Origin of the sequence: Enterobacter sp. CPE_E863 (assembly GCF_046521465.1) — a bacterium.
Taxonomy (GTDB): Bacteria; Pseudomonadota; Gammaproteobacteria; order Enterobacterales; family Enterobacteriaceae; genus Enterobacter; species Enterobacter adelaidei.
In genome coordinates this window covers 109,354-129,774 of the sequence record NZ_JBKFZX010000002.1, presented here as the reverse complement: position 1 = coordinate 129,774, position 20,421 = coordinate 109,354, and the positions used below count along the sequence as shown (strand labels likewise).

At 49.3% G+C, this 20,421-nt stretch carries 21 protein-coding genes and 5 pseudogenes; 11 read left to right on the top strand and 15 right to left on the bottom strand.

The window, feature by feature from the left end; translation table 11 throughout:
• The 5 genes and pseudogenes from ACLHV8_RS22915 to tet(A) form a co-directional block, all read right to left on the bottom strand.
• Positions 1-207, bottom strand: a complete 207-nt coding sequence (locus ACLHV8_RS22915; protein ID WP_001749967.1) for a hypothetical protein — start codon at positions 205-207, stop codon at positions 1-3.
• A gap of 4 nt (positions 208-211) precedes the next feature.
• Complete coding sequence (locus tag ACLHV8_RS22910; protein ID WP_020325134.1) at positions 212-649, bottom strand: restriction endonuclease; 438 nt, start codon at positions 647-649, stop codon at positions 212-214.
• Positions 650-737: 88 nt separating this feature from the next.
• The gene (locus ACLHV8_RS22905; RefSeq protein WP_001067855.1) at positions 738-1,442 is read right to left on the bottom strand and encodes an IS6-like element IS26 family transposase; all 705 of its coding nucleotides are present in this window, start codon (positions 1,440-1,442) and stop codon (positions 738-740) included.
• Positions 1,443-1,478: 36 nt separating this feature from the next.
• Complete coding sequence (locus ACLHV8_RS22900) at positions 1,479-1,982, bottom strand: shikimate dehydrogenase family protein (RefSeq protein WP_013851371.1); 504 nt, start codon at positions 1,980-1,982, stop codon at positions 1,479-1,481.
• Between the two features lie 514 nt (positions 1,983-2,496).
• Positions 2,497-3,692 (bottom strand): annotated as a pseudogene (gene tet(A) / locus ACLHV8_RS22895) (tetracycline efflux MFS transporter Tet(A)).
• A gap of 127 nt (positions 3,693-3,819) precedes the next feature.
• On the opposite strand from tet(A), the pseudogene tetR reads away from it, so the two are divergent.
• Positions 3,820-4,465 (top strand): annotated as a pseudogene (gene tetR, locus ACLHV8_RS22890) (tetracycline resistance transcriptional repressor TetR).
• Positions 4,466-4,829: 364 nt separating this feature from the next.
• On the opposite strand, the pseudogene ACLHV8_RS22885 reads toward tetR, so the two are convergent.
• Positions 4,830-5,033: pseudogene (locus ACLHV8_RS22885) on the bottom strand (DDE-type integrase/transposase/recombinase); the annotation flags it as partial.
• 255 nt (positions 5,034-5,288) lie between these two features.
• Between ACLHV8_RS22885 and ACLHV8_RS22880 the strand changes: the two are divergent.
• Entirely contained in the window at positions 5,289-5,993 is a 705-nt protein-coding gene (locus ACLHV8_RS22880; RefSeq protein WP_001067855.1) for an IS6-like element IS26 family transposase, read from the top strand.
• Positions 5,994-6,047: 54 nt separating this feature from the next.
• Positions 6,048-8,941 (top strand): annotated as a pseudogene (locus tag ACLHV8_RS22875) (Tn3 family transposase); the annotation flags it as partial.
• 36 nt (positions 8,942-8,977) lie between these two features.
• Here the strand turns inward: ACLHV8_RS22875 and ACLHV8_RS22870 are convergent.
• A pseudogene (locus ACLHV8_RS22870) lies at positions 8,978-9,148 on the bottom strand (transposase); the annotation flags it as partial.
• A 754-nt stretch (positions 9,149-9,902) separates the two neighbouring features.
• Between ACLHV8_RS22870 and ACLHV8_RS22865 the strand changes: the two are divergent.
• From ACLHV8_RS22865 to ACLHV8_RS22830, 8 genes are all read left to right on the top strand, one after another.
• Complete coding sequence (locus ACLHV8_RS22865) at positions 9,903-10,283, top strand: hypothetical protein (protein ID WP_001371925.1); 381 nt, start codon at positions 9,903-9,905, stop codon at positions 10,281-10,283.
• A gap of 57 nt (positions 10,284-10,340) precedes the next feature.
• Positions 10,341-10,964: a hypothetical protein gene (locus ACLHV8_RS22860; RefSeq protein WP_000490639.1), complete on the top strand. Its 624-nt coding sequence runs from the start codon at positions 10,341-10,343 to the stop codon at positions 10,962-10,964.
• A 45-nt stretch (positions 10,965-11,009) separates the two neighbouring features.
• Positions 11,010-11,990, top strand: coding sequence for an IS5-like element ISKpn26 family transposase (locus tag ACLHV8_RS22855; protein ID WP_000019450.1), 981 nt, complete (start codon positions 11,010-11,012; stop codon positions 11,988-11,990).
• Positions 11,972-12,190, top strand: a complete 219-nt coding sequence (locus ACLHV8_RS22850; protein WP_306307795.1) for a hypothetical protein — start codon at positions 11,972-11,974, stop codon at positions 12,188-12,190. Before ACLHV8_RS22855 ends, ACLHV8_RS22850 begins: the two co-directional genes overlap by 19 nt.
• Positions 12,191-12,265: 75 nt before the next feature.
• Positions 12,266-12,721 carry a hypothetical protein gene (locus ACLHV8_RS22845; RefSeq protein WP_000916941.1) on the top strand — a complete coding sequence of 152 codons (456 nt, stop codon included), beginning with the start codon at positions 12,266-12,268 and terminating at the stop codon, positions 12,719-12,721.
• Positions 12,693-12,998 (top strand): hypothetical protein, encoded by a 306-nt coding sequence (locus ACLHV8_RS22840; RefSeq protein WP_223152485.1) that lies wholly within the window; start codon positions 12,693-12,695, stop codon positions 12,996-12,998. Before ACLHV8_RS22845 ends, ACLHV8_RS22840 begins: the two co-directional genes overlap by 29 nt.
• A 25-nt stretch (positions 12,999-13,023) precedes the next feature.
• Entirely contained in the window at positions 13,024-13,317 is a 294-nt protein-coding gene (locus tag ACLHV8_RS22835; protein ID WP_001100635.1) for a hypothetical protein, read from the top strand.
• 177 nt (positions 13,318-13,494) lie between these two features.
• Positions 13,495-13,899 carry an H-NS family nucleoid-associated regulatory protein gene (locus tag ACLHV8_RS22830; protein WP_001287391.1) on the top strand — a complete coding sequence of 135 codons (405 nt, stop codon included), beginning with the start codon at positions 13,495-13,497 and terminating at the stop codon, positions 13,897-13,899.
• A 606-nt stretch (positions 13,900-14,505) separates the two neighbouring features.
• Here ACLHV8_RS22830 and ACLHV8_RS22825 read toward each other — a convergent pair.
• From ACLHV8_RS22825 to ACLHV8_RS22790, 8 genes are all read right to left on the bottom strand, one after another.
• Positions 14,506-15,363 carry an HNH endonuclease signature motif containing protein gene (locus ACLHV8_RS22825; RefSeq protein WP_000784387.1) on the bottom strand — a complete coding sequence of 286 codons (858 nt, stop codon included), beginning with the start codon at positions 15,361-15,363 and terminating at the stop codon, positions 14,506-14,508.
• Between the two features lie 15 nt (positions 15,364-15,378).
• Positions 15,379-15,687 carry a hypothetical protein gene (locus ACLHV8_RS22820; RefSeq protein ID WP_001224686.1) on the bottom strand — a complete coding sequence of 103 codons (309 nt, stop codon included), beginning with the start codon at positions 15,685-15,687 and terminating at the stop codon, positions 15,379-15,381.
• A 548-nt stretch (positions 15,688-16,235) separates the two neighbouring features.
• A complete protein-coding gene (locus ACLHV8_RS22815) occupies positions 16,236-16,661 on the bottom strand; it encodes a hypothetical protein (RefSeq protein WP_000278471.1) in 426 nt (141 codons plus the stop codon).
• A 252-nt stretch (positions 16,662-16,913) separates the two neighbouring features.
• Positions 16,914-17,729 carry an HNH endonuclease signature motif containing protein gene (locus ACLHV8_RS22810; RefSeq protein WP_001641519.1) on the bottom strand — a complete coding sequence of 272 codons (816 nt, stop codon included), beginning with the start codon at positions 17,727-17,729 and terminating at the stop codon, positions 16,914-16,916.
• Positions 17,730-17,741: 12 nt separating this feature from the next.
• Entirely contained in the window at positions 17,742-18,152 is a 411-nt protein-coding gene (locus tag ACLHV8_RS22805; RefSeq protein ID WP_000985909.1) for a hypothetical protein, read from the bottom strand.
• 100 nt (positions 18,153-18,252) lie between these two features.
• A complete protein-coding gene (locus tag ACLHV8_RS22800; RefSeq protein ID WP_000134171.1) occupies positions 18,253-18,459 on the bottom strand; it encodes a hypothetical protein in 207 nt (68 codons plus the stop codon).
• Between the two features lie 60 nt (positions 18,460-18,519).
• The gene (locus ACLHV8_RS22795; RefSeq protein ID WP_000088044.1) at positions 18,520-19,845 is read right to left on the bottom strand and encodes a type II toxin-antitoxin system HipA family toxin; all 1,326 of its coding nucleotides are present in this window, start codon (positions 19,843-19,845) and stop codon (positions 18,520-18,522) included.
• Positions 19,846-19,849: 4 nt separating this feature from the next.
• Entirely contained in the window at positions 19,850-20,143 is a 294-nt protein-coding gene (locus ACLHV8_RS22790) for a helix-turn-helix transcriptional regulator (RefSeq protein ID WP_012477377.1), read from the bottom strand.
• Between the last annotated feature and the right edge of the window lie 278 nt (positions 20,144-20,421).

Here is a 20,421-nt window from a genome sequence, read left to right as displayed (position 1 = left end):
TTACCGGTTCTCTTTGTCTTTTAGTGATTCTATAAACCTCATTACGTCTGAATATAAAAATCTATTATTTGATTTATGTGGCTCATGAGGTTGTGGGATGGTCTTGTTTTTGAATGTGCCAGTTTTCTTAATGGCAAAGATTAACTCACCTTCTGTTATTCCTAACATTTCAGCAAATGTTTTTGCTTCTATAGTTACTGACTTCATTTAATTAACTCTCATGGTATCGATTTTCTTTACCGGCATCTTTAACAATGGTGCTCGTTTCTAGTGTTGCTGCGGTACGCTTCATCATCGTCTGCGGGGCGGTTGCGATAGTGAAGGAGCTGCCGGGCGTGAGCAAATCTATCAGGCGCTGGCCGCTGATAATCTCCATCCGTTCACTGGCAATACTGACAGATTTTGAACCTGCGCCGGTTTTCCCGGTATGGCAAAACAGACCGCGACAGTTATGACGTTTAAGCAACTTCTCGAACTCCTGTACGTGCTGTAAAGCAATATGGCCGCGATAGCGTTTAGCCTGAATAAGATAGCGATATTTTCCTATTATTACCTGGCCGTCAATGCCTCCATCGCCGGTATAGCGTTTGTTTCTGATGGTTCTGAAGCCATGCGCTTCAAATCCTTCCAGCAACAGTTCTTCAAACACAAAAGGATCAATTTTCCTCAGGTAGTTAATTTTTTGGGCACTGTTGCAAAGTTAGCGATGAGGCAGCCTTTTGTCTTATTCAAAGGCCTTACATTTCAAAAACTCTGCTTACCAGGCGCATTTCGCCCAGGGGATCACCATAATAAAATGCTGAGGCCTGGCCTTTGCGTAGTGCACGCATCACCTCAATACCTTTGATGGTGGCGTAAGCCGTCTTCATGGATTTAAATCCCAGCGTGGCGCCGATTATCCGTTTCAGTTTGCCATGATCGCATTCAATCACGTTGTTCCGGTACTTAATCTGTCGGTGTTCAACGTCAGACGGGCACCGGCCTTCGCGTTTGAGCAGAGCAAGCGCGCGACCATAGGCGGGCGCTTTATCCGTGTTGATGAATCGCGGGATCTGCCACTTCTTCACGTTGTTGAGGATTTTACCCAGAAACCGGTATGCAGCTTTGCTGTTACGACGGGAGGATAGATAAAAATCGACAGTGCGGCCCCGGCTGTCGACGGCCCGGTACAGATACGCCCAGCGGCCATTGACCTTCACGTAGGTTTCATCCATGTGCCACGGGCAAAGATCGGAAGGGTTACGCCAGTACCAGCGCAGCCGTTTTTCCATTTCAGGCGCATAACGCTGAACCCAGCGGTAAATCGTGGAGTGATCGACATTCACTCCGCGTTCAGCCAGCATCTCCTGCAGCTCACGGTAACTGATGCCGTATTTGCAGTACCAGCGTACGGCCCACAGAATGATGTCACGCTGAAAATGCCGGCCTTTGAATGGGTTCATGTACAGCTCCATCAGCAAAAGGGGATGATAAGTTTATCACCACCGACTATTTGCAACAGTGCCAATTAATTCTCCAACCTGTTTGGCGGCCATAGCATAAGCAATAGCTGAGCCAGCACCGCCTGTTCCAGCTAGATAGACTCTTTTACCTGTCACATCGAAGCCTCTTTTCAAAAGGCTCGATACGAAACCTTCACCATCGAGCATATCCCCATGTAGTTGGCCCTGAGCATTCCTCCTGATGACGTTGCATCCTCCGATTGCCATAGCAGATTCACTGGCTGAATCAATTAATGAAAGCGCATGTTGTTTGTGAGGCATCGTTATAATGGCACCACGAAAATTCTGAATACATTTCAGACCATTGACAGCGGTTTGCAGACCTACAGAGTTTATATGGAGAGGGACCATCAAAGTGTCGGGGATTTGTTTTTCAAGGATGGCGGCATTTATCATGAGTGGAGCGCTGACCTGAGCGATCGGGTCACCTATGATCGACAACAGTTGCAATTTACCACTAACAATACTGAGTTCATTCATCACTGATACCCGTATGTAAAATAAATTAACCAGACTATTTTACATAGGATTACATGAAAGACTGGTTTAATGGCAAGTAGAAATGCTGTATCAGCCACCTCAACAGGGGAAGACACATCTACATACAGTGATTGAAGGTTACGCCTTCAAATGCTCATATGTCAATAACGTAATTAGAGAATTTGTAGAAACCTACATGTCAGGCTTATTGCGAGATATAATAGATTTAAATTGTACTTTTAATACCTGATACAACGATAAATCTCCAAAATTTGGTGTAAATAATTATCTCATCTGTATTTTTTAGTGGAACATTCGTATTGTCCTGTCCCCCGTTGACTACACATTCTGAAGTGAGGGATGTCTGTTCTTAGAACGAAGCGGACAAGATGGCTGGGTTAGAGGTCCGCTGTGAGCGAAAAGCAGTCCTAATATTGCTGTACTTGTTGTGATTGAAAGACGGGTAGCCGGAAGTCGCCTTGACCCGCATGGCATAGGCCTATCGTTCCCACGATCAGCGATCGGCTCGTTGCCCTACGCCGCTCCAAAACCCGCGACGCAGCGCCGGCAGGCAGAGCAAGTAGAGGGCGGCACCTGCAATCCATGCCCACCCGTTCCACGTTGTTATAGAGGCCGCATAGATCGCCGTGAAGAGGGGGCCCGACGATCGAGGTCAGGCTGGTGAGCGCCGCAAGAGATCCTTGAAGCTGCCCCTGACGTTCCTCATCTACCTGCTGGACAACACTGCTTGCAGCGCCGGCATTCCGATGCCACCCGAAGCAAGCAGGACCATAATCGGGAACGCCATCCATCCCCTTGTCGCCAAGGCAAGCAGGATGTAGCCTGCGCCGTCGGCAATCATTCCGAGCATGAGTGCCCGCCTTTCGCCGAGCCTGGTGGTTACAGGGCCGGTGATCATTGCCTGGGCGAGTGAATGTAGAATACCAAATGCGGCAAGCGAAATGCCGATCAAGCTCGTGTCCCAATGAAAGCGATCCTCGCCGAAGATGACCCAAAGCGTGGCCGGCGCCTGTCCGACGAGTTGCATGATGAAGAAGACAGCCATCAGGGCGGCGATGACGGTCATGCCCCGGACCCACCGGAACGAAGCGAGCGGGTTGAGAGCCTCCCGGCGTAATGGTCGACGTTCGCCTTTGTGCGACTCCGGCAAAAGGAAAATGCCCATCAGGAAATTGAGGCCATTCAAGGCTGCTGCGGCGAAGAACGGAGCATGGGGGAGAAACTGCTCATCAGCCCACCGAGCACAGGTCCCGCGACCATCCCGAACCCGAAACAGGCGCTCATGAAGCCGAAGTACCGCGCGCGCTCATCCCCATCTGTGATATCGGCAATATAGGCGCCGGCTACCGCACCAGTCGCCCTGGTGATGCCGGCCACGATGCGCCCGATATAGAGAACCCAAAGGAAAGGCGCCGTCGCCATGATGGCGTAGTCGATAGCGGCGCCGGACAGCGAGACGAGCAAGACCGGCCGCCGGCCGAAACGATCCGATAGCGCACCCAGCACAGGCGCGCAGGCAAATTGCATCAACGCATACAGCGCCAGCAAAATGCCATAGTGGGCGGTGACGTCGTTCGAGTGAACCAGATCTCGCAGGAGGCCCGGCAGCACCGGCATAATCAGGCCGATGCCGACAGCGTCGAGCGCGACAGTGCACAGTATTACGATCAGGGGTCTGTTGGGTTTCACGTCTGGCCTCCGGACCAGCCTCCGCTGGCCTCCGGACCAGCCTCCGCTGGTCCGATAGAACTCACGGATCCTTTATCACTGATAAGTTGGTGGACATATTATGTTTATCAGTGATAAAGTGTCAAGCATGATAAAGTTGCAGCCTAATACAGTTATCCGTGTCGCCCTGGACCTGTTGAATGAGGTCGGCGTAGAGGCTCTGACGACACGCAAACTGGCTAAACGGTTGGGGGTTCAGCAGCCGGCGTTATACTGGCACTTCAGGAACAAACGGGCGCTGCTCGACGCACTGGCCGAAGCCATGCTGGCGGAGAATCATACGCATTCGGTGCCGAGAGTCGACGACGACTGGCGCTCATTTCTGATCGGGAATGCCCGCAGCTTCAGGCAGGCGCTGCTCGCTTATCGCGATGGCGCGCGTATCCATGCTGGCACGAGACCGGGCGCACCGCAGATGGAAGTGGTCGACGCGCAGCTTCGCTTCCTCTGCGAGGCGGGTTTTTCGGCTTGGGACGCCGTCAATGCGCTGATGACAATCAGCTACTTCACTGTTGGGGCCGTGCTTGAGGAGCAGGCCGGCGACAGCGATGCCGGTGAGCGCGGCGGCACCATTGAACAGGCTCCGTTGTTGCGGGCCGTGATAGACACCTTCGACGAAGCCGGTCCGGACGCAGTGTTCGAGCTGGGGCTCGCGGTGATTGTCGATGGATTGGCGAAAAGGAGGCTCGTTGCGAGCGAGGAACATTCAAGGGCCGAGAAAGGGTGACGATTGATCAGGACCGCTGTCGGAGCGCAACCCGCTCACTACAGCAGAGCCATATAGACAACATCCCCTCCCCTTTCCACCGCCTCGTGCGCCTGGCTGGGGCAAGAGCCAGGGCGGCCGTCTTCACATTCTGCCCTGCGCAGATAAGATAGATTTAGCGTGGACTCAAGGCTCTCGCGAATGGCTCGCGTTGGAGGCTTTCATTGATACTTGTGGGGCACCGCAGGGAAATACCGGCTATGTCGTGCTGCGCATCGCAGCCTGCGCCCTTGACTTGTCTCGCCTCTCGGGACTCACCCCTTGATACTGAACAATATCGCCAGCAGCTTCAGTCCTGTCCCGATAACCACCCCGTGGTATCCACTCCGATTTCAGACTGCGGAACAGTCATTCTGCAAAGCATTATCCCAGCAGTTCCCGCTGCGGCTCATGCTGAGCATCATTCCATATTGAGCGGCCAGAATCCGGTACGGCAGGCTGCAATATTGGGTTCCCTGGTCCGAATGGAAAATTATACCTCCCGGGCAACCTCGGCCCTGCCAAGCCATTGCCAGCGCTTGTTTTTGCAAGCAGGCTGTTTGCTTCTGACGAGAACGCCCAGACCACTAATTTATCTGTATATATTCAAGTTTCATCTTGTTTCCCCATGTAAGTATCCCTGCAAAACGAACCATTCACTTTTAGAGATCCTCCGACATACTAATTATGTCCTCTGAGGAGATCTCCATGCGTAAAGTCCGATTCACCGAGCTGCAGACATTCGGCCGGCACTGTTGCAAATAGTCGGTGGTGATAAACTTATCATCCCCTTTTTGCTGATGGAGCTGCACATGAACCCATTCAAAGGCCGGCATTTTCAGCGTGACATCATTCTGTGGGCCGTACGCTGGTACTGCAAATACGGCATCAGTTACCGTGAGCTGCAGGAGATGCTGGCTGAACGCGGAGTGAATGTCGATCACTCCACGATTTACCGCTGGGTTCAGCGTTATGCGCCTGAAATGGAAAAACGGCTGCGCTGGTACTGGCGTAACCCTTCCGATCTTTGCCCGTGGCACATGGATGAAACCTACGTGAAGGTCAATGGCCGCTGGGCGTATCTGTACCGGGCCGTCGACAGCCGGGGCCGCACTGTCGATTTTTATCTCTCCTCCCGTCGTAACAGCAAAGCTGCATACCGGTTTCTGGGTAAAATCCTCAACAACGTGAAGAAGTGGCAGATCCCGCGATTCATCAACACGGATAAAGCGCCCGCCTATGGTCGCGCGCTTGCTCTGCTCAAACGCGAAGGCCGGTGCCCGTCTGACGTTGAACACCGACAGATTAAGTACCGGAACAACGTGATTGAATGCGATCATGGCAAACTGAAACGGATAATCGGCGCCACGCTGGGATTTAAATCCATGAAGACGGCTTACGCCACCATCAAAGGTATTGAGGTGATGCGTGCACTACGCAAAGGCCAGGCCTCAGCATTTTATTATGGTGATCCCCTGGGCGAAATGCGCCTGGTAAGCAGAGTTTTTGAAATGTAAGGCCTTTGAATAAGACAAAAGGCTGCCTCATCGCTAACTTTGCAACAGTGCCCTTTCATCAACCTGCGTAGGGGCAGGCATAACCGGTTGGGAATTGCCCTTCAACTCACAACTGCCCGCTTTCTGGGAACCTTCTTGTCCGATCTCATGCAAATACCGCCCGGTGTCCAGTTTTATGTCGCAAGGCAACTTAACATCCGCTATCCAGAGATCATTTCCCGCTATGCTCAAAGGGAAAACACACGTTGGGAGCACCACGGGCTTATCAGGCAGCACTATAGCTATCATGATTTCGGTGATTTCCCGTGGTCGTTCAGACTGAAGCGATTGCTGTATACCCGTGCATGGCTCAGTAATGAACGCCCCGGACTGATGTTCGATTTTGCCACCGCGTGGTTGCTTCAAAATAAAGTGTTGTTGCCAGCCGCATCCACCCTGACGAGAGTCATTGGTGAAATCCGTGAGCGTGCGACCCGCCGCTTGTGGCGAAAATTGGCCGCGCTGCCAAACCGTTGGCAGACCGCACAACTGGCTGGGTTACTTGAAATCCCCGAAGGACAGCGACTCTCAGTGATGGAGCACCTAAAAAGAGGCCCTGTCACTATCAGCGGCCCCGCGTTCACTGAAGCACTTGAACGTTACACTCGCCTGCGCAGCCTGGAGTTTTCCTGTCTGAATTTCACTGGGCTGCCCGCCATACAGCTCCGCAATCTGGCACGCTATGCCGGAATGGCATCGGTGAAATATATCAGCAGAATGCCAGAAGAACGGCGGCTGGCGATCCTTACCGCATTCGTGAAAGCGCAAGAAATCTCGGCGCTGGACGAGGCCGTTGACGTGCTGGATATGCTGATCCTCAATATTACCCGGGAGGCGAAGAAAACCGGGCAGAAAAAGCGACTTAGGACGCTCAAGGATCTTGACCGCGCGGCGTTGCTGCTGGCGCGGGCATGCGCACTTTTACTTGATGAAGATACCGCCGATGATTTGCTGCGAAAGACCATATTCAGCAGTGTGTCTGTCGCCAGACTGGCAGAGTCCGTGGAAAAAGTGAATGAACTGGCCCGCCCCCAGGATACAAACTTTCAGGATGAAATGGTGGAGCAATACGGACGGGTAAGGCGTTTTTTGCCCGCACTACTGCGCGATCTGCACTTCCGTGCGGCCCCAGACGGTGAACATACCTTGGCTGCCATCCATTACCTGGCAGAGCTAAACGGCTCGAAAAAACGGATCCTGGACGATGCACCTGAACATATCATTTCAGGCCCTTGGAAACGCCTGGTGTACGATGCTGACGGTCGGATACAGCGAGCAGGTTACTCGTTGTGTCTGCTGGAGCGACTTCAGGATGCGCTACGCCGTCGTGACATCTGGTTGGAAAACAGCGATCGTTGGGGTGATCCGCGCCAAAAACTTCTTCAGGGGGAGGAATGGCAGGCGCAGCGGGTTCCAGTCTGCCGGGCATTGGGTCACCCCACTAATGGCAGTAAAGCATCGGAGCAATTGGCCGCTCAGTTAGATGAAACCTGGAAAACGGTGGCATCACGTTTTGATCGCAATACCGCCGTGGACATCTGCAATGAAGGTAAACATCCTTCGCTGACCATCAGCAGCCTGGATAAATTGGATGAACCACCGGCGCTGATACAACTGAGCAGCCGAGTCAGACAATTGCTTCCACCCGTTGACCTGACAGAACTGTTGCTCGAGATTGACGCCAGAACTGGCTTCACCCGTGAATTCAGCCATGTCAGCGAGTCAGGTGCCCGTGCGCAGGATCTGCATATAAGCCTGTGTGCGGTGATGCTGGCTGAGGCCTGCAATATCGGACATGAGCCGCTGATCAAGCACAATATCCCTGCACTGACTCGCCATCGTCTGAGCTGGGTGAAACAGAACTACATCCGAGCAGAAACGCTGGTTAGCGCCAATGCGCGGCTGGTTGATTTTCAGTCCTCGTTAGCGTTGGCAGGATACTGGGGGGCGGGGAGGTAGCCTCCGCTGATGGTATGCGTTTTGTCACGCCAGTGAAAACGGTGAATTCTGGCCCCAACAGAAAATACTTTGGTTCAGGGCGCGGCATCACCTGGTACAACTTTGTCTCTGACCAATATTCGGGTTTTCATGGCATAGTGATTCCTGGAACACTGCGGGATTCCATCTTTGTGCTGGAAGGGCTACTTGAGCAACAAACGGGACTAAACCCGGTTGAAATCATGACGGACACAGCAGGTACCAGTGACATTATCTTTGGCCTGTTCTGGCTACTGGGATACCAATTTTCACCTCGTCTGGCGGATGCGGGTGAGGCTGTGTTCTGGCGGGCCGACAAAGCAGCGAATTACGGGGCGTTGGACAAACTGGCGCGGGGTTGTGTTGACCTTTCTAAAATCGAAAGCCACTGGGATGAGATGATGCGGGTTGCCGGTTCGCTGAAGCTGGGCACTATTCATGCGTCAGAACTCATTCGATCGCTATTGAGAAGTACCCGACCGTCAGGGCTTGCTCAGGCAATAATGGAGGTCGGAAGAGTTAACAAGACACTGTATCTTCTCAACTATATTGATGATGAGGACTATCGTCGCCGGATCCTAACACAGTTGAACCGGGGTGAAGGCCGCCATGCCGTTGCAAGAGCCATCTGCTACGGTCAGCGTGGCGAGATCAGAAAACGTTACCGCGAGGGGCAGGAAGATCAGTTGGGTGCGCTGGGTCTGGTGACAAACGCAGTGGTGCTGTGGAATACGCTTTATATGCAGGAAGCCTTGTCGCACCTGCGCAGCATCGGGGAAGGGCCAGAGGATGAACATATCGCGCGGCTTTCGCCTCTGATGCACGGTCATATCAACATGCTGGGACATTATACGTTCACACTACCGGAGGATATTATGAAGGGGGAATTGAGGCCGTTAAATCTCAATTTAAACAATGAATTATCTCCTTAGCGTGGTTTTTTACATCATTGGCCCTCAAACCCCATGATGATGGTTTCGAAACGTCTTAAGGCCAAAGACTATCGAACGGTTTCCACGGGATTTAACGTCCTGAGCTCTAAGCCAGGGCTGATAACTTTGGCCATAGCCCACTCCTATGCCGTCACCTAGCGCATTTTCATAATCCAAATAGGATTTGAGACGCCTACCCCTACCCATGATCGTACCCAAAAAACGACATTGATACGTACCTATATGTGCATTTTATAGTCTCCAACCCTATAACCACACATTCAGTAAGCATACAACATTAGCGTCGTTTTTTGAGAATGGTTACAACTTTAGTGCTTTGTGTACAACTTTATTGTCTTCGGACAGTAGGACCCTCTAAAACCAATAGAATTTACGTAGAAACGCGTTTAGTAAAGGCTTTACTAATTACTAATGACTAACATATTAGCACTTTCAGATCTGTCAGCAATAACCCCGGGCGGCGAAATAATGAGAAGAGTTCTTCCGGAGAGCCTTTTCTTTCTATCTGATTGATTTTTAACACTTTTAAATGTCAGCTTTATGTAAACCTGTGGGATTTACTCCTAATTAAATCCCATAGTATGAAAATTAGGCATTTGCAAACCTTAATGACGTGACGTTGTCACGTAAATCAATGGAATTTAGTCTCTAGTAAAGAGTTAACTAGTGACTAACTGCCTGATCGGTGTGCTTGAACGGTGCACTTCAGGCCGGATATAAAAATTGATGAGAGATATACAGAAAATGATGGACCGGCTTAATAAGCCAGCCTTTCTTGGGATGATTGATGATGTTGAACACGCTATAAAGCGAAAATGCCCCTTTTTAACCTATAGGTTGGGCACTATGAGTAAGATACAATCAAATCGCCAGTCAGATGGCTAATTTCATTTTGACCAAAGCGGGCTATTTCAAGCGTTATCGCTGAGACGAGGCTTCAATGACAAGTACACTTGACCCATCACACAAGCAAATTGAAATGTGGCGCAGAGCTACCGGTTCCGAAGGTGGACTCAACGAATACCGCAACTGGGTTCTGGAAAATAGTATGAGATTTACAGCATACGGTATCCATACCGTTATCGTCGAAGGTGAGGCGAAGCATATAACAGCGCTTGATGATGTTACCCTCTGTAACGAGTGGGCGAAGCTTAAAAGAGAAAACAATAGGCTTTACGCAGCAAATGAAAAAATTTGCTCTGGCTGGCGTGGTTTTGTGTTGCGTTTGTTAGGAATAACACTGTCATGCAGAAAACCGGTCATCTTACTGGGGGCAGACGCGAAGAATCAAAATGATGCCGTGAAAGGGGCTGATTTGTAATTTTCAGGCGAGCCCACCGTTCTTAGAAAGCTGTTCTATGGGTATGTAAGGAAGATAATGTTCTCTGAACGCTCAGTACACTTAATCACTTCCTGTACAAAGGGCAAGAATCATCAGGGCCACGTCTGGCCGACATTGGACATAGATCCAAAACAAACCCCGGACGACGCAGCATATGCCTGGAGTAACATTGTAGACGACGCCAGAAGTAATCAGGCGGTACCGGCATTGTCCTTGTATTCAGGTAATCACTGGTCTACGGCAAAGGAAATTTTAAACTCAACCAGAAATCTGGAGTTGTGGATAATCTCTGCCGGGATGGGGTTTTTAAATAGTCGAGATCGGGTGCCCTCTTACGAGGCGACATTTCATCAAGTACCATTCAGGCATGATCTCTGGTGGAAAGCCATCACAAAATCACTAGGAAAGCATAACCGTTGCGCAACTATAAGCCAGTTAATGCAGTCCAGTCCGAATGATGAATATTTGATTGCGGCTTCGCCTGTTTATATTGCTGCTGTCCAGAATGACATCCTGAAGGGCATTGAGAGTTTGACTCATCCTCTTACGCAACTAACGATCGTGACATCAGGGGCATATGCTGGCCCACTTGAAGAATACTTAATTAAGAGTTCTTCTAGGATGATGAAAGAGCTAGGGAAGGTGCGAACAAGTTCCTGATATGAGATCATCATATTCATCCGGAGCGCATCCCAGAGGGACATCATGAGCCATCAACTCACCTTCGCCGATAGTGAATTCAGCACTAAGCGCCGTCAGACCCGAAAAGAGATTTTCCTCTCCCGCATGGAGCAGATTCTGCCATGGCAGAATATGACCGCTGTCATCGAGCCGTTTTATCCCAAGGCGGGCAATGGCCGACGGCCCTATCCGCTGGAGACCATGCTGCGTATTCACTGCATGCAGCATTGGTACAACCTGAGCGACGGTGCCATGGAAGATGCCCTGTACGAAATCGCCTCCATGCGCCTGTTTGCCCGATTATCCCTGGATAGCGCCCTGCCGGATCGCACCACCATCATGAATTTCCGCCACCTGCTCGAGCAGCATCAACTGGCCCGTCAATTGTTCAAGACCATCAATCGCTGGCTGGCCGAAGCAGGCGTCATGATGACCCAAGGCACTTTGGTGGATGCCACCATCATTGAGGCACCCAGCTCTACCAAGAACAAAGAGCAGCAACGCGATCCGGAGATGCATCAGACCAAGAAAGGCAATCAGTGGCACTTTGGCATGAAGGCCCACATTGGTGTCGATGCCAAGAGTGGCCTGACCCACAGCCTGGTCACCACCGCGGCCAACGAGCATGACCTCAATCAGCTGGGTAATCTGCTTCATGGAGAGGAGCAATTTGTCTCAGCCGATGCCGGCTACCAAGGAGCGCCACAGCGCGAGGAGCTGGCCGAGGTGGATGTGGACTGGCTGATCGCCGAGCGTCCCGGCAGGGTAAAAACCTTGAAGCAGCATCCGCGCAAGAACAAAACGGCCATCAACATCGAATACATGAAAGCCAGCATCCGTGCCAGGGTGGAGCACCCGTTTCGCATCATCAAGCGGCAGTTCGGCTTCGTGAAAGCCAGATACAAGGGGCTGCTGAAAAACGATAACCAACTGGCGATGTTATTCACCCTGGCCAACCTGTTTCGGGTGGACCAAATGATACGTCAGTGGGAGAGATCTCAGTAAAAACCGGAAATAACGCCAGAAATGGTGGAAAAAATAGCCTAAATAGGCTGATTCGATGTGTTTGCGGGAAAAAAATCGGCCCAGATCCGCGAAATTTTAATCAGCGAGTCAGCTTGGGAAGAAATGACCTGCTTATTCGCACCTTCCCTAGAGTGCAATATGGTGTGCCTGAATATAAAACTGGCTCAATACATACTTAAAAGTGGTAGTCGTTAGAACTAGACTGTTAATGATACAATTCTCCTGTTATTTTATTTTTATAAAAGGTCTCAAATATGCTCAAAAACAGATTTTCTTTATTGTGTCTTGCTGTGGCATCGTCACTTACTCTTACTGCTTGCGATGTAGTTGATGCTGCCTATGACGAGACTTTAAATGATAATGCACCCGAAATTGTAATAGCTGGAGGATTCAAAATTGATATCCAAGGTAATGCAGTTCCGGTTGAGGGATATGATAATTGCTCTTTGAATACTCTTCAGGGAAGCGTTGATACGGATAAATCAAATTGTATTGTTCTGGATAGAACACGTAAAAAAGTACCGGTTCTAGTTCATTTGTCATCCGGTCCCGTCAAAGAAGAATGGAAGATCGAGCACCAGGTTGAAAAAACCAAATCCGGCAAAAATTTCATCCAAACTCGTATGATTAGACCTGACGGTAACTTTGTAGTGCCTGCATCCTCAGAACGAGGGATCTTTAGTGGCAAACATTACAGTCAAGCCAGCTAAGTCAAGTCTATCCGTTCAAACAGAAAAAGGTTTCTTAAAAATGACGTTATCCGCTGCATTGCAAGGCACTTTTAAAGAGATGAGGAAAGACAATACAGTAGGCATCACAGTTCAAACTTGTTCAGATATTTTTGACAGCAATGTTCCTCCGGCTTATGTTTTCTGGCTTTATCGTCTCAAAGCGGGAGAAACTTTGCCGCGCGGAAGGTTCTTCAGAAAAAGAAAGCCAATCATCAATGTTATGGCAGTTGTTCATGATGCTGCATTCGAAAAATAACTGCGCTATCAGGAAAGTTACTTTTATGAACGTAATTGCAGCTGGAATTTTTTGCTTTATTTTTTACCCTACAGCTTTCGCTTATGCTTGTTATAAAAAGAGATGGCTAGAGTGGATTTTTCTTACTTTAATTATAATTTTTGCTTCTGCCATTTCGATTCAACAATACAATGAAGCGAATTTTGTAAGTGAGTTAAATTACCCTATGTTTATCTCCGCCATATATGGCCTGTCACTGGCATGGTTTCCTTTTCCGATTGCTTATGTTGTTCTGCGCTTCCTTCTTGATGATTTACAGCATGAGTACCCTAAACAGTGAGCAGATTTTAAGACTCATGAACAACATCGAAAGCACGAAACAGTCTGCACAAGGAAGATAAGGAGTATTCTTAGCAAGATATCTTTGTACCTGAAGACATAAAGCTGGCATCTTTTTCCTTATAGAGTGTATTATGATTAAGTAAATCCTTATCAAAGAATTAGAAAGTGAGGTCGTATGTCTGAAGCACTCAAATCGTTAAACAATATTCGTACTCTTCGCGCCCAGGGCCGCGAGCTGCCTTTAGAAGTACTTGAGGAAATCCTCGAAAAGCTTAATGTCATTGTTGATGAGCGTCGTCAGGAAGAATCATCCAAAGCTGCCGAACTGCAAGCTCGTCAGGAGAAACTTGACGCCCTGCGTAAGTTAATGGAAGAAGATGGTATCAACCCGGAAGAGCTGCTTGGCTCATTCCAGGCCAAATCTACGGCTACCAAGAAAAGCCGTGAACCACGCCCGGCCAAATACTCATTTACTGATGAAAATGGCGAAACAAAAACGTGGACTGGACAGGGCCGTACCCCCAAAGCTCTGGCAGAACAAATTGCAGCCGGTAAAAGTCTTGATGATTTCCTGATCTAACTTTTGCCACCAGTTTTGATAGAGGCCACTTCGGTGGCCTTTTCTCATACGGAATCAATTTCAGGTACAGAACATATGAAAAATTCAGAACCTAAGAGCTGTGATCCCTATGTGGACAGTTTGATTAGAAATGCAGATGCAAAGGAAGCCAGGTCATTTCTCAAAATATTGAAGCCCTTACCATTCCTTATCGTTATCATCGCTGTATTCTTTTTTTGGGTATCGTTTTCCCGTTTATTATCCCAGGTCGCGTAAAACCTTTTTAAAGACTCTTCTTTACCAGATATGCTCCCTCACCGGGATGGTTTCAACCTCTTCAGTTTCCCATATTGGCAAAACCTTCAGGAAATAAGACGATACCCTCCACGCTTTCCATTAAAGCGGGATGACGACGCCCAGTTCTTACGACCAGACTCCACGTTTTCGATTAGGATGCCTTTGGGCCCTTCTAACGAGGCCACCTCAACAACTCGCACTTTCCGGATCAGTCTTGGATCCACTTCTTCCCAGATCTGGCCAACTGTAATATCTTTTTGGGTTTGCATTTAATCTCTCGCTGTCATTTAGTGAACAAGACTAATCCTCGCCGTGGTTCAGCTTATGGCTTTATTTACGCTGACGATCCTTAGCCTTAAATTTTTGCCATCGTATCCGAAGGTTTTCGATGTTAACCGGAACCTGCATGCGTGTCGTCTCTATCTCATTCCCATGCCATTTCAGGAGATCATCATCCAACTCCCGGGCCTCCCGGCTGAAGTAAATTTTCATAGTGTCAGGGTTTATGGCGCAATGGTCATTGTCGAACAGTGTATGGATATCACGGCGAAGTAAAATTCCGTTCGTTACGTCGGGAATGCCTTCTTCATGACGTGGCGTTAAGTGCGCGGCCTCAGTACGCCAGGGGGACCTTACGCCGGTGACAACACATCGCCCGTAGCAATTCAACCTAACATCCCGGGCGAAAGGACCTTGGTCAGGACTGGTGACAGAAGTACATTCCTGGCCCTCTTTGTAGATACGCTTCGGGAAGTCGATAGTGGTTTGAGCTGTTTGGGAAAGTGACACATACGTAACCCCTTTGTATCTCTTTATCCCACCATTAAAAGTGGTAGGAATCGAGCTGGTTATGGCCACCAGTTTCACATCGCCCATTTCGACGATCTTAAGGCTCTTATTAGCGGCTACATGTAACTGGATGAATTTACCTACGTACACATCATGGTTCTCATCTTGTCTTTCAACACACAGAACGACATGGTCGAAGGTTCTCTTGTCAGAGATTACCCAGTTGCCGGTTTTCACACGGCCTGCTTCACTCACCCCTGCGGTAAGATCGGGTATGAGCGTCCCCTGCATGCCGTCAGTTCGAATTGAAAGAATTTCACCCGATAAACCCAGCTCTGCAAGCTCACTAATAAACGGTCTTTTCATCCGGCTTACCGGTTTTGGCTTCGTCATTTTCATCTTTGCTGTAACACCTCAGTACCCCATTGCTCGTTCCTGGCGGGACAGCCGTTCATCAGCAGCCTGAAGACGCTCATCACGCCGCCGTGCTGCCAGAACCCGTCGTTCTGAAAAAGACATAGCCGCTACGTTTGGTACGCTGAGCTTACCGTCACCGGCACAAACGTCACAGCGAACATCAAATGCTCCGGCAAAATACTTTTCACGCATTTCTGGCTCCCACTCAGCCATTTCTGATTGGGTGAATCCATTTTCAAAGGCCGGGTTTTCCATGGTCCCGTGGCCTTCGCACTGGTGACAGATTATGTACTTAAATTTGCGCATGTAACGCTCCTGTATATGATGGATGAACCACTCTCGTTCAGGGTTATGGCGAAATGTTTATCGCCGCAGCGAGAGATTCAGTCTTGCTATCAATATTCCTGAAGGTTGTCCGCCTGATTTCAGGGAAAGCATTCATTCACTGGCCGGTTCTACCTTATTATTCATACAGATTAAAGTAGTTGTGCCTACTACTGCGGTCACCTTCCTTGACAAAGTAAGCAAAGTTTGAAAAATTTAACACCGACGAAAGGCCATACCTTCGTTAGTGTGCGAAAGCCGCTTGCGAGCGACGGAATAGGTGAAAGCTTTAGTCAGGGTTAATTACCCTGTCTGCGGTGATGGGATGGCTCAGGCGTATATCATCACTCCTTCCAAAGTCCGTACACACTCTTTCAGCCTTTGCAGAAATGCAGGGGCTGTTTCATATCAGACAAGCGCAATGAAATTTTCAAATGCTTTCCAGAAATTCAAAGGCCTTAAGCTTTATCTGTATCTTACGGTCCCCGCACGGAAAGTAACTTTCCTGAACAGGAACCGCCTTGCCAGCCTTAACTTTCTAAACGGTTAAAGTTACACCAGGCTGTAAATGGTGAAACAGTTTTTGAAGCCCATGAAACACCGCTGTCGGAAAGATAACTAGCCCCAAGACGTCTAACTTCTTTTTGATGTAGAGCTAATTCTTTCGGATCGGCAATATCTTCCACCACGCTCATCATGGCAATCTGAACTCCGGGAGATGCCATTTTATAAGCTGTCGAGCTTGCAACTGAATTTTTCAGGATTGCCAATCTTTCTTTTTCTGGTCGCCCGTTGTCAGACGTATTCGCGTACGTTGTACCCGCAACTAACAATGGAAGACTGGCGTTGGCACAGAACTGCATAACGCGTTTTTGCTGGAGCTGTAATTCAGTGGCTGCAAATGCTTTACTGCATCCGAGGATCCCGATAATCATCACTAATGCTGTTTTATACATAAAATTGAAACCGTCCTTATTGAACTTTAAATGTTGCGGTTAACACTGTGTGGAGATGTATGGACTGGATAATACCCACATGCCTGCGCCTGCCAGTATACCGGCTCAGGTATTAAACCTAAGAGATCTGGTGCACCGGATTTTACCTTTTCATTTCGGTTTTATCTTGAGCCTGGCTCTTGAGTTTAAATTTAAAGGTATGGCGCATGCAGGTTTCACTGACGGGTTTTCACACATCCCGGCTGTAACCCATCATTGTTCATGAGCCAGGCCCTGGTATCCTGCCCAGCGTACGGCCAGCCGCTCTAAGTCCAGATCGTACACCAGCGGTGTGATTTTACGGCCTTCAAACAGCTCGCCCAGCTCAATGCCTGGCTTAAAATGAACGGTCAGGGTGGCCGGATCTATGCCCATAAGATCGGCATCAAACAGAGCATGCATTGTTGGAGTCATCAGGATGCCATTAGACGGATTGTACCGGGTTCCATGTTCAATGTGTGCCGCATCCAGGACACCGCCATTAACCCAACCGGTTACCGCACAACGGCCCGCGAAATTCTCGATGAGCAGAGCTTTAAATTTACCCTGTGCCACGCCACTACGTTGCGTCACTACGCGCTCGCAGTGCTCACCCTGGATATCTACGTCAGGTTTCCGCTTTGGTTCGCTGGTGGCCGTCTCAGCTTGTTTTAGGGTGGAACGTGGATAGGCCAGGTTATATGCTGCGCCTGTGGTCATTTGCTCGATGACCGCAGGTGCATAACCTTCTGCTTCCAGCTTACGATATGCAGCCCGGTAGTCTCTTTGGGTTTTCAGCGGGTATATCTTTCCGCCTTTACCATCGAAAGCGATAAACCAGAAATCGTCCGTGCCAGTTTCCAGATTTCTGCAACGTTTCAGATGCCATCCGCCTTCTCTCGCCCAGATGGTACGGTTATTTCTGGCATTCGTTTTGTCATAACCGTTCTCGTCAAGCCAGCTATCAAAGCTGGTCAGCCCCAGATCCTGAACCTCCAGAGAAGGCACTCGAATGACCTGCAAGGTATGGCGGGGTCTTGGCTCTCTCATCTTGATCTCTTCCTAGCGCTGGTCTGGGAAATACGGATATTGCGGGCCATATTCATAGTCATGCGGGCCTGGCTCAACTTCCCAGAATGGACGGCCGCTAATTGTCTTTGGACCGCGCTCGTTTACGATGTCTTCTACATCCTGAATATTAAATGGCATCGTTGCCAGTAACAGCTGATCTTCGGGTGTCAGCGTCACAGTTGCACCGTCGATACGGCTGTAAAGGTCGGCAAACTGTTTACCTGCACCGTGCAACCGGTGCTCCGCTACACTTCTGATTGCGTGTAAGTCCAGCTCCGCCGCTTCCATGCGATCCACGTATAGTTTCATTTCTTTACGCAAAGCGCTCAGCTCACGGGCTTTAATAAACCCGCAGGCGTACCCACCCAGGGCGATAACTGCAATGATTGCTAAAATTGCCATTTTTTTCTCTCACGTGATTGCGGCCGTTACTCTAGTCTTAATGTGAAGTCTGGGAATTCGCTGGATGTTAAGTACGTTTTCATCCCCAGACTGACAGATGCTAAGGCGCGATCCCAACACTCCATTTGTAAGTATCAGGCCCATCTTCTCCGCTGGTGGCATCTGCTACAATCTGTGCATAACGTTCTCCAGCAAGTTCTCTTACCATCTGATCCACGACCCATTGCAGATGATGCATTTCATCGGTTCCGCCGTAACGACAAGCCAACTCAATAGCCCGCTCTATTCTTTTTTGTTCTTCAGTCATACTGAATCCTCACGCTTACATCAGCTATTCTGAAAACATGCACACTATAAATTGCGGCTGTCATTTCTCAGCCAGGCGCCTGCATTGCTGCCTCATTCCATCAAAAATACTTTCCGCAAGCTGCTGGGGGAACTGGTCCGGAAGAAGCCCGCTAACACGTTCAATGACACCCGGGGTTCTGGCGATGATTTCCTCTATCATCGCCTCTGTCTGCTGTTTACTCAGGCCGGTTATCTCACCATGCCTGATCCAGTGGCGTCGTTGTATTCGATATATCTGGTAATAGTTGCTACTGCCACGTACGGCCATCGCCAGTTTGCACTTCTGCCAGGATATCTGATTGTTCCCATGACCGATCACCGGCCATGCCGACAACACATCATAGAGTGGTGTAAGGTGATAACGTCCCTGTGGCCCAATAGAAATACTGAAATTTTTAGCGTGGCCATCTGTTGCGGCCATCATCCAGAAAACTATCTGCGTCATAAAAAACTGCGCTTTGTCACGCTCAGCACGGTCTGAATTACTCAGAACTTCCATAATTTCCGATATACCTGGCCCGCCGTCCGCCTGATATTTTCGTAATGGCGAAATGCCCAGGGCCTGACACATATCCTCCTGGGGTAAACGAATGATCCATTGTCCGTTTCCTGACCATTTTCGGTCAAAACGTTCTACCACCAGCGCTTTCTGATCTTCAAAGTGAGCAATCTGCGTTCTTGCCACGGGGAGCCCGTACTGTTCGAGAAGTACCGAGCAGAGCCATTCATTTTCAACCGACGAGCGCATGTCGGCTTTCATGTTCCCCACAAGTCCGAGCGGTAGCTTGAATATATGCGTCGTTGGTGTATTACCCTCCGGCATACACCACCGATCTTCATGCCACAGTAGGGCTGTTTTCTCCTGAGCACCGGCAATAGATAAACGTAAGTCGTCGTTATCTTCTGGCCTGCCCGGTAGCAATGTCTCCGTGGTATTACGCAAAGTTGCCGCAATTTCTGATTCAGTAAGCGGGTGATACTTCACGGAATATAAATCTGTGGGTTCATCTCCGTCATGAAGCAGCTGTATCGCGCCCACGCAGTCTTTTCCCAGCTCCGTCAGAAGATCAAAAGGCTCCAGGCTATCGGCCTTGTAACGCATTGCCAGACGTCTGCGTATGCCTTCGCTGTCCGGGAGTAAATTATCAAAATAGTCACGTACCACATTTCCACGCCAGACCTGGTTCCCGGGAGTAAAAGGAAGGGACAATGACAGCGGCCTTCCCTGTTCGTCTGCACTCCAGTCAGGAAGGTATTGTAAGCTGTCTACCCCTTTACTTTTTTCCCAGTATCCGACTTTGATTCCGTTCATCCAGATTGCCAGACGCTGCTGTTTCCGGCTCATATCGTTACCATTTCTCCTGTCGTGCAGGTGAGTTTGATTTAAGCATTTCTTCCGTCTGCTTCCCCTCTGAAGAGGCGGTTGTCGAGGAGAAGCTGATTTTTACGCCCAGGATAGAAAACACCTTGAATAGCCGTTCAATGCTCGCACTGGCAGGGTTGGCTTCCAGACGTGAGTATGTCTGTTGAGTGACCCCTAACCTTTCGGACAGGTCTTTTTGCGTCAGGCCATTCGCCTTGCGAAAACCAATGAGCAAGGGACGCAACTGGTTGAGCGTGTTTAACGGGTAATCATTATTGATCATAAGCTGGCCTCAGTAGTTCCTCTGATACACCTTGTACGCTGTTTTCTAAACATACACCCTAAAAGCTGTAATATCAAATTAACAGCCTAAAAGCTGTTAAATAGAGAGTACAACCTTTAGGCTGTTACTAAGTGGCAGCATAAATCTTTATGAGGTTTGATATGAGAGAACTATCAATAATAAGCCGTTACGCTCGTACAGCATCCGGTAAGAGAGCTGACAGATCAGGATCATCGGTAAACGAGAAGCGGAGTATCTTATGGCCCTGTTGTGAG

Bases quoted from the DNA above. Each gene is read 5' to 3' on its own strand.
- ACLHV8_RS22915 (WP_001749967.1), bottom strand. From the start codon at position 207: ATGAAGTCAGTAACTATAGAAGCAAAAACATTTGCTGAAATGTTAGGA.
- ACLHV8_RS22905 (WP_001067855.1), bottom strand. From the start codon at position 1,442: ATGAACCCATTCAAAGGCCGGCATTTTCAGCGTGACATCATTCTGTGG.
- ACLHV8_RS22900 (WP_013851371.1), bottom strand. From the start codon at position 1,982: ATGAATGAACTCAGTATTGTTAGTGGTAAATTGCAACTGTTGTCGATC.
- ACLHV8_RS22880 (WP_001067855.1), top strand. From the start codon at position 5,289: ATGAACCCATTCAAAGGCCGGCATTTTCAGCGTGACATCATTCTGTGG.
- ACLHV8_RS22865 (WP_001371925.1), top strand. From the start codon at position 9,903: ATGACAAGTACACTTGACCCATCACACAAGCAAATTGAAATGTGGCGC.
- ACLHV8_RS22860 (WP_000490639.1), top strand. From the start codon at position 10,341: ATGTTCTCTGAACGCTCAGTACACTTAATCACTTCCTGTACAAAGGGC.
- ACLHV8_RS22855 (WP_000019450.1), top strand. From the start codon at position 11,010: ATGAGCCATCAACTCACCTTCGCCGATAGTGAATTCAGCACTAAGCGC.
- ACLHV8_RS22845 (WP_000916941.1), top strand. From the start codon at position 12,266: ATGCTCAAAAACAGATTTTCTTTATTGTGTCTTGCTGTGGCATCGTCA.
- ACLHV8_RS22835 (WP_001100635.1), top strand. From the start codon at position 13,024: ATGAACGTAATTGCAGCTGGAATTTTTTGCTTTATTTTTTACCCTACA.
- ACLHV8_RS22830 (WP_001287391.1), top strand. From the start codon at position 13,495: ATGTCTGAAGCACTCAAATCGTTAAACAATATTCGTACTCTTCGCGCC.
- ACLHV8_RS22825 (WP_000784387.1), bottom strand. From the start codon at position 15,363: ATGAAAATGACGAAGCCAAAACCGGTAAGCCGGATGAAAAGACCGTTT.
- ACLHV8_RS22820 (WP_001224686.1), bottom strand. From the start codon at position 15,687: ATGCGCAAATTTAAGTACATAATCTGTCACCAGTGCGAAGGCCACGGG.
- ACLHV8_RS22815 (WP_000278471.1), bottom strand. From the start codon at position 16,661: ATGTATAAAACAGCATTAGTGATGATTATCGGGATCCTCGGATGCAGT.
- ACLHV8_RS22810 (WP_001641519.1), bottom strand. From the start codon at position 17,729: ATGAGAGAGCCAAGACCCCGCCATACCTTGCAGGTCATTCGAGTGCCT.
- ACLHV8_RS22805 (WP_000985909.1), bottom strand. From the start codon at position 18,152: ATGGCAATTTTAGCAATCATTGCAGTTATCGCCCTGGGTGGGTACGCC.
- ACLHV8_RS22800 (WP_000134171.1), bottom strand. From the start codon at position 18,459: ATGACTGAAGAACAAAAAAGAATAGAGCGGGCTATTGAGTTGGCTTGT.
- ACLHV8_RS22795 (WP_000088044.1), bottom strand. From the start codon at position 19,845: ATGAGCCGGAAACAGCAGCGTCTGGCAATCTGGATGAACGGAATCAAA.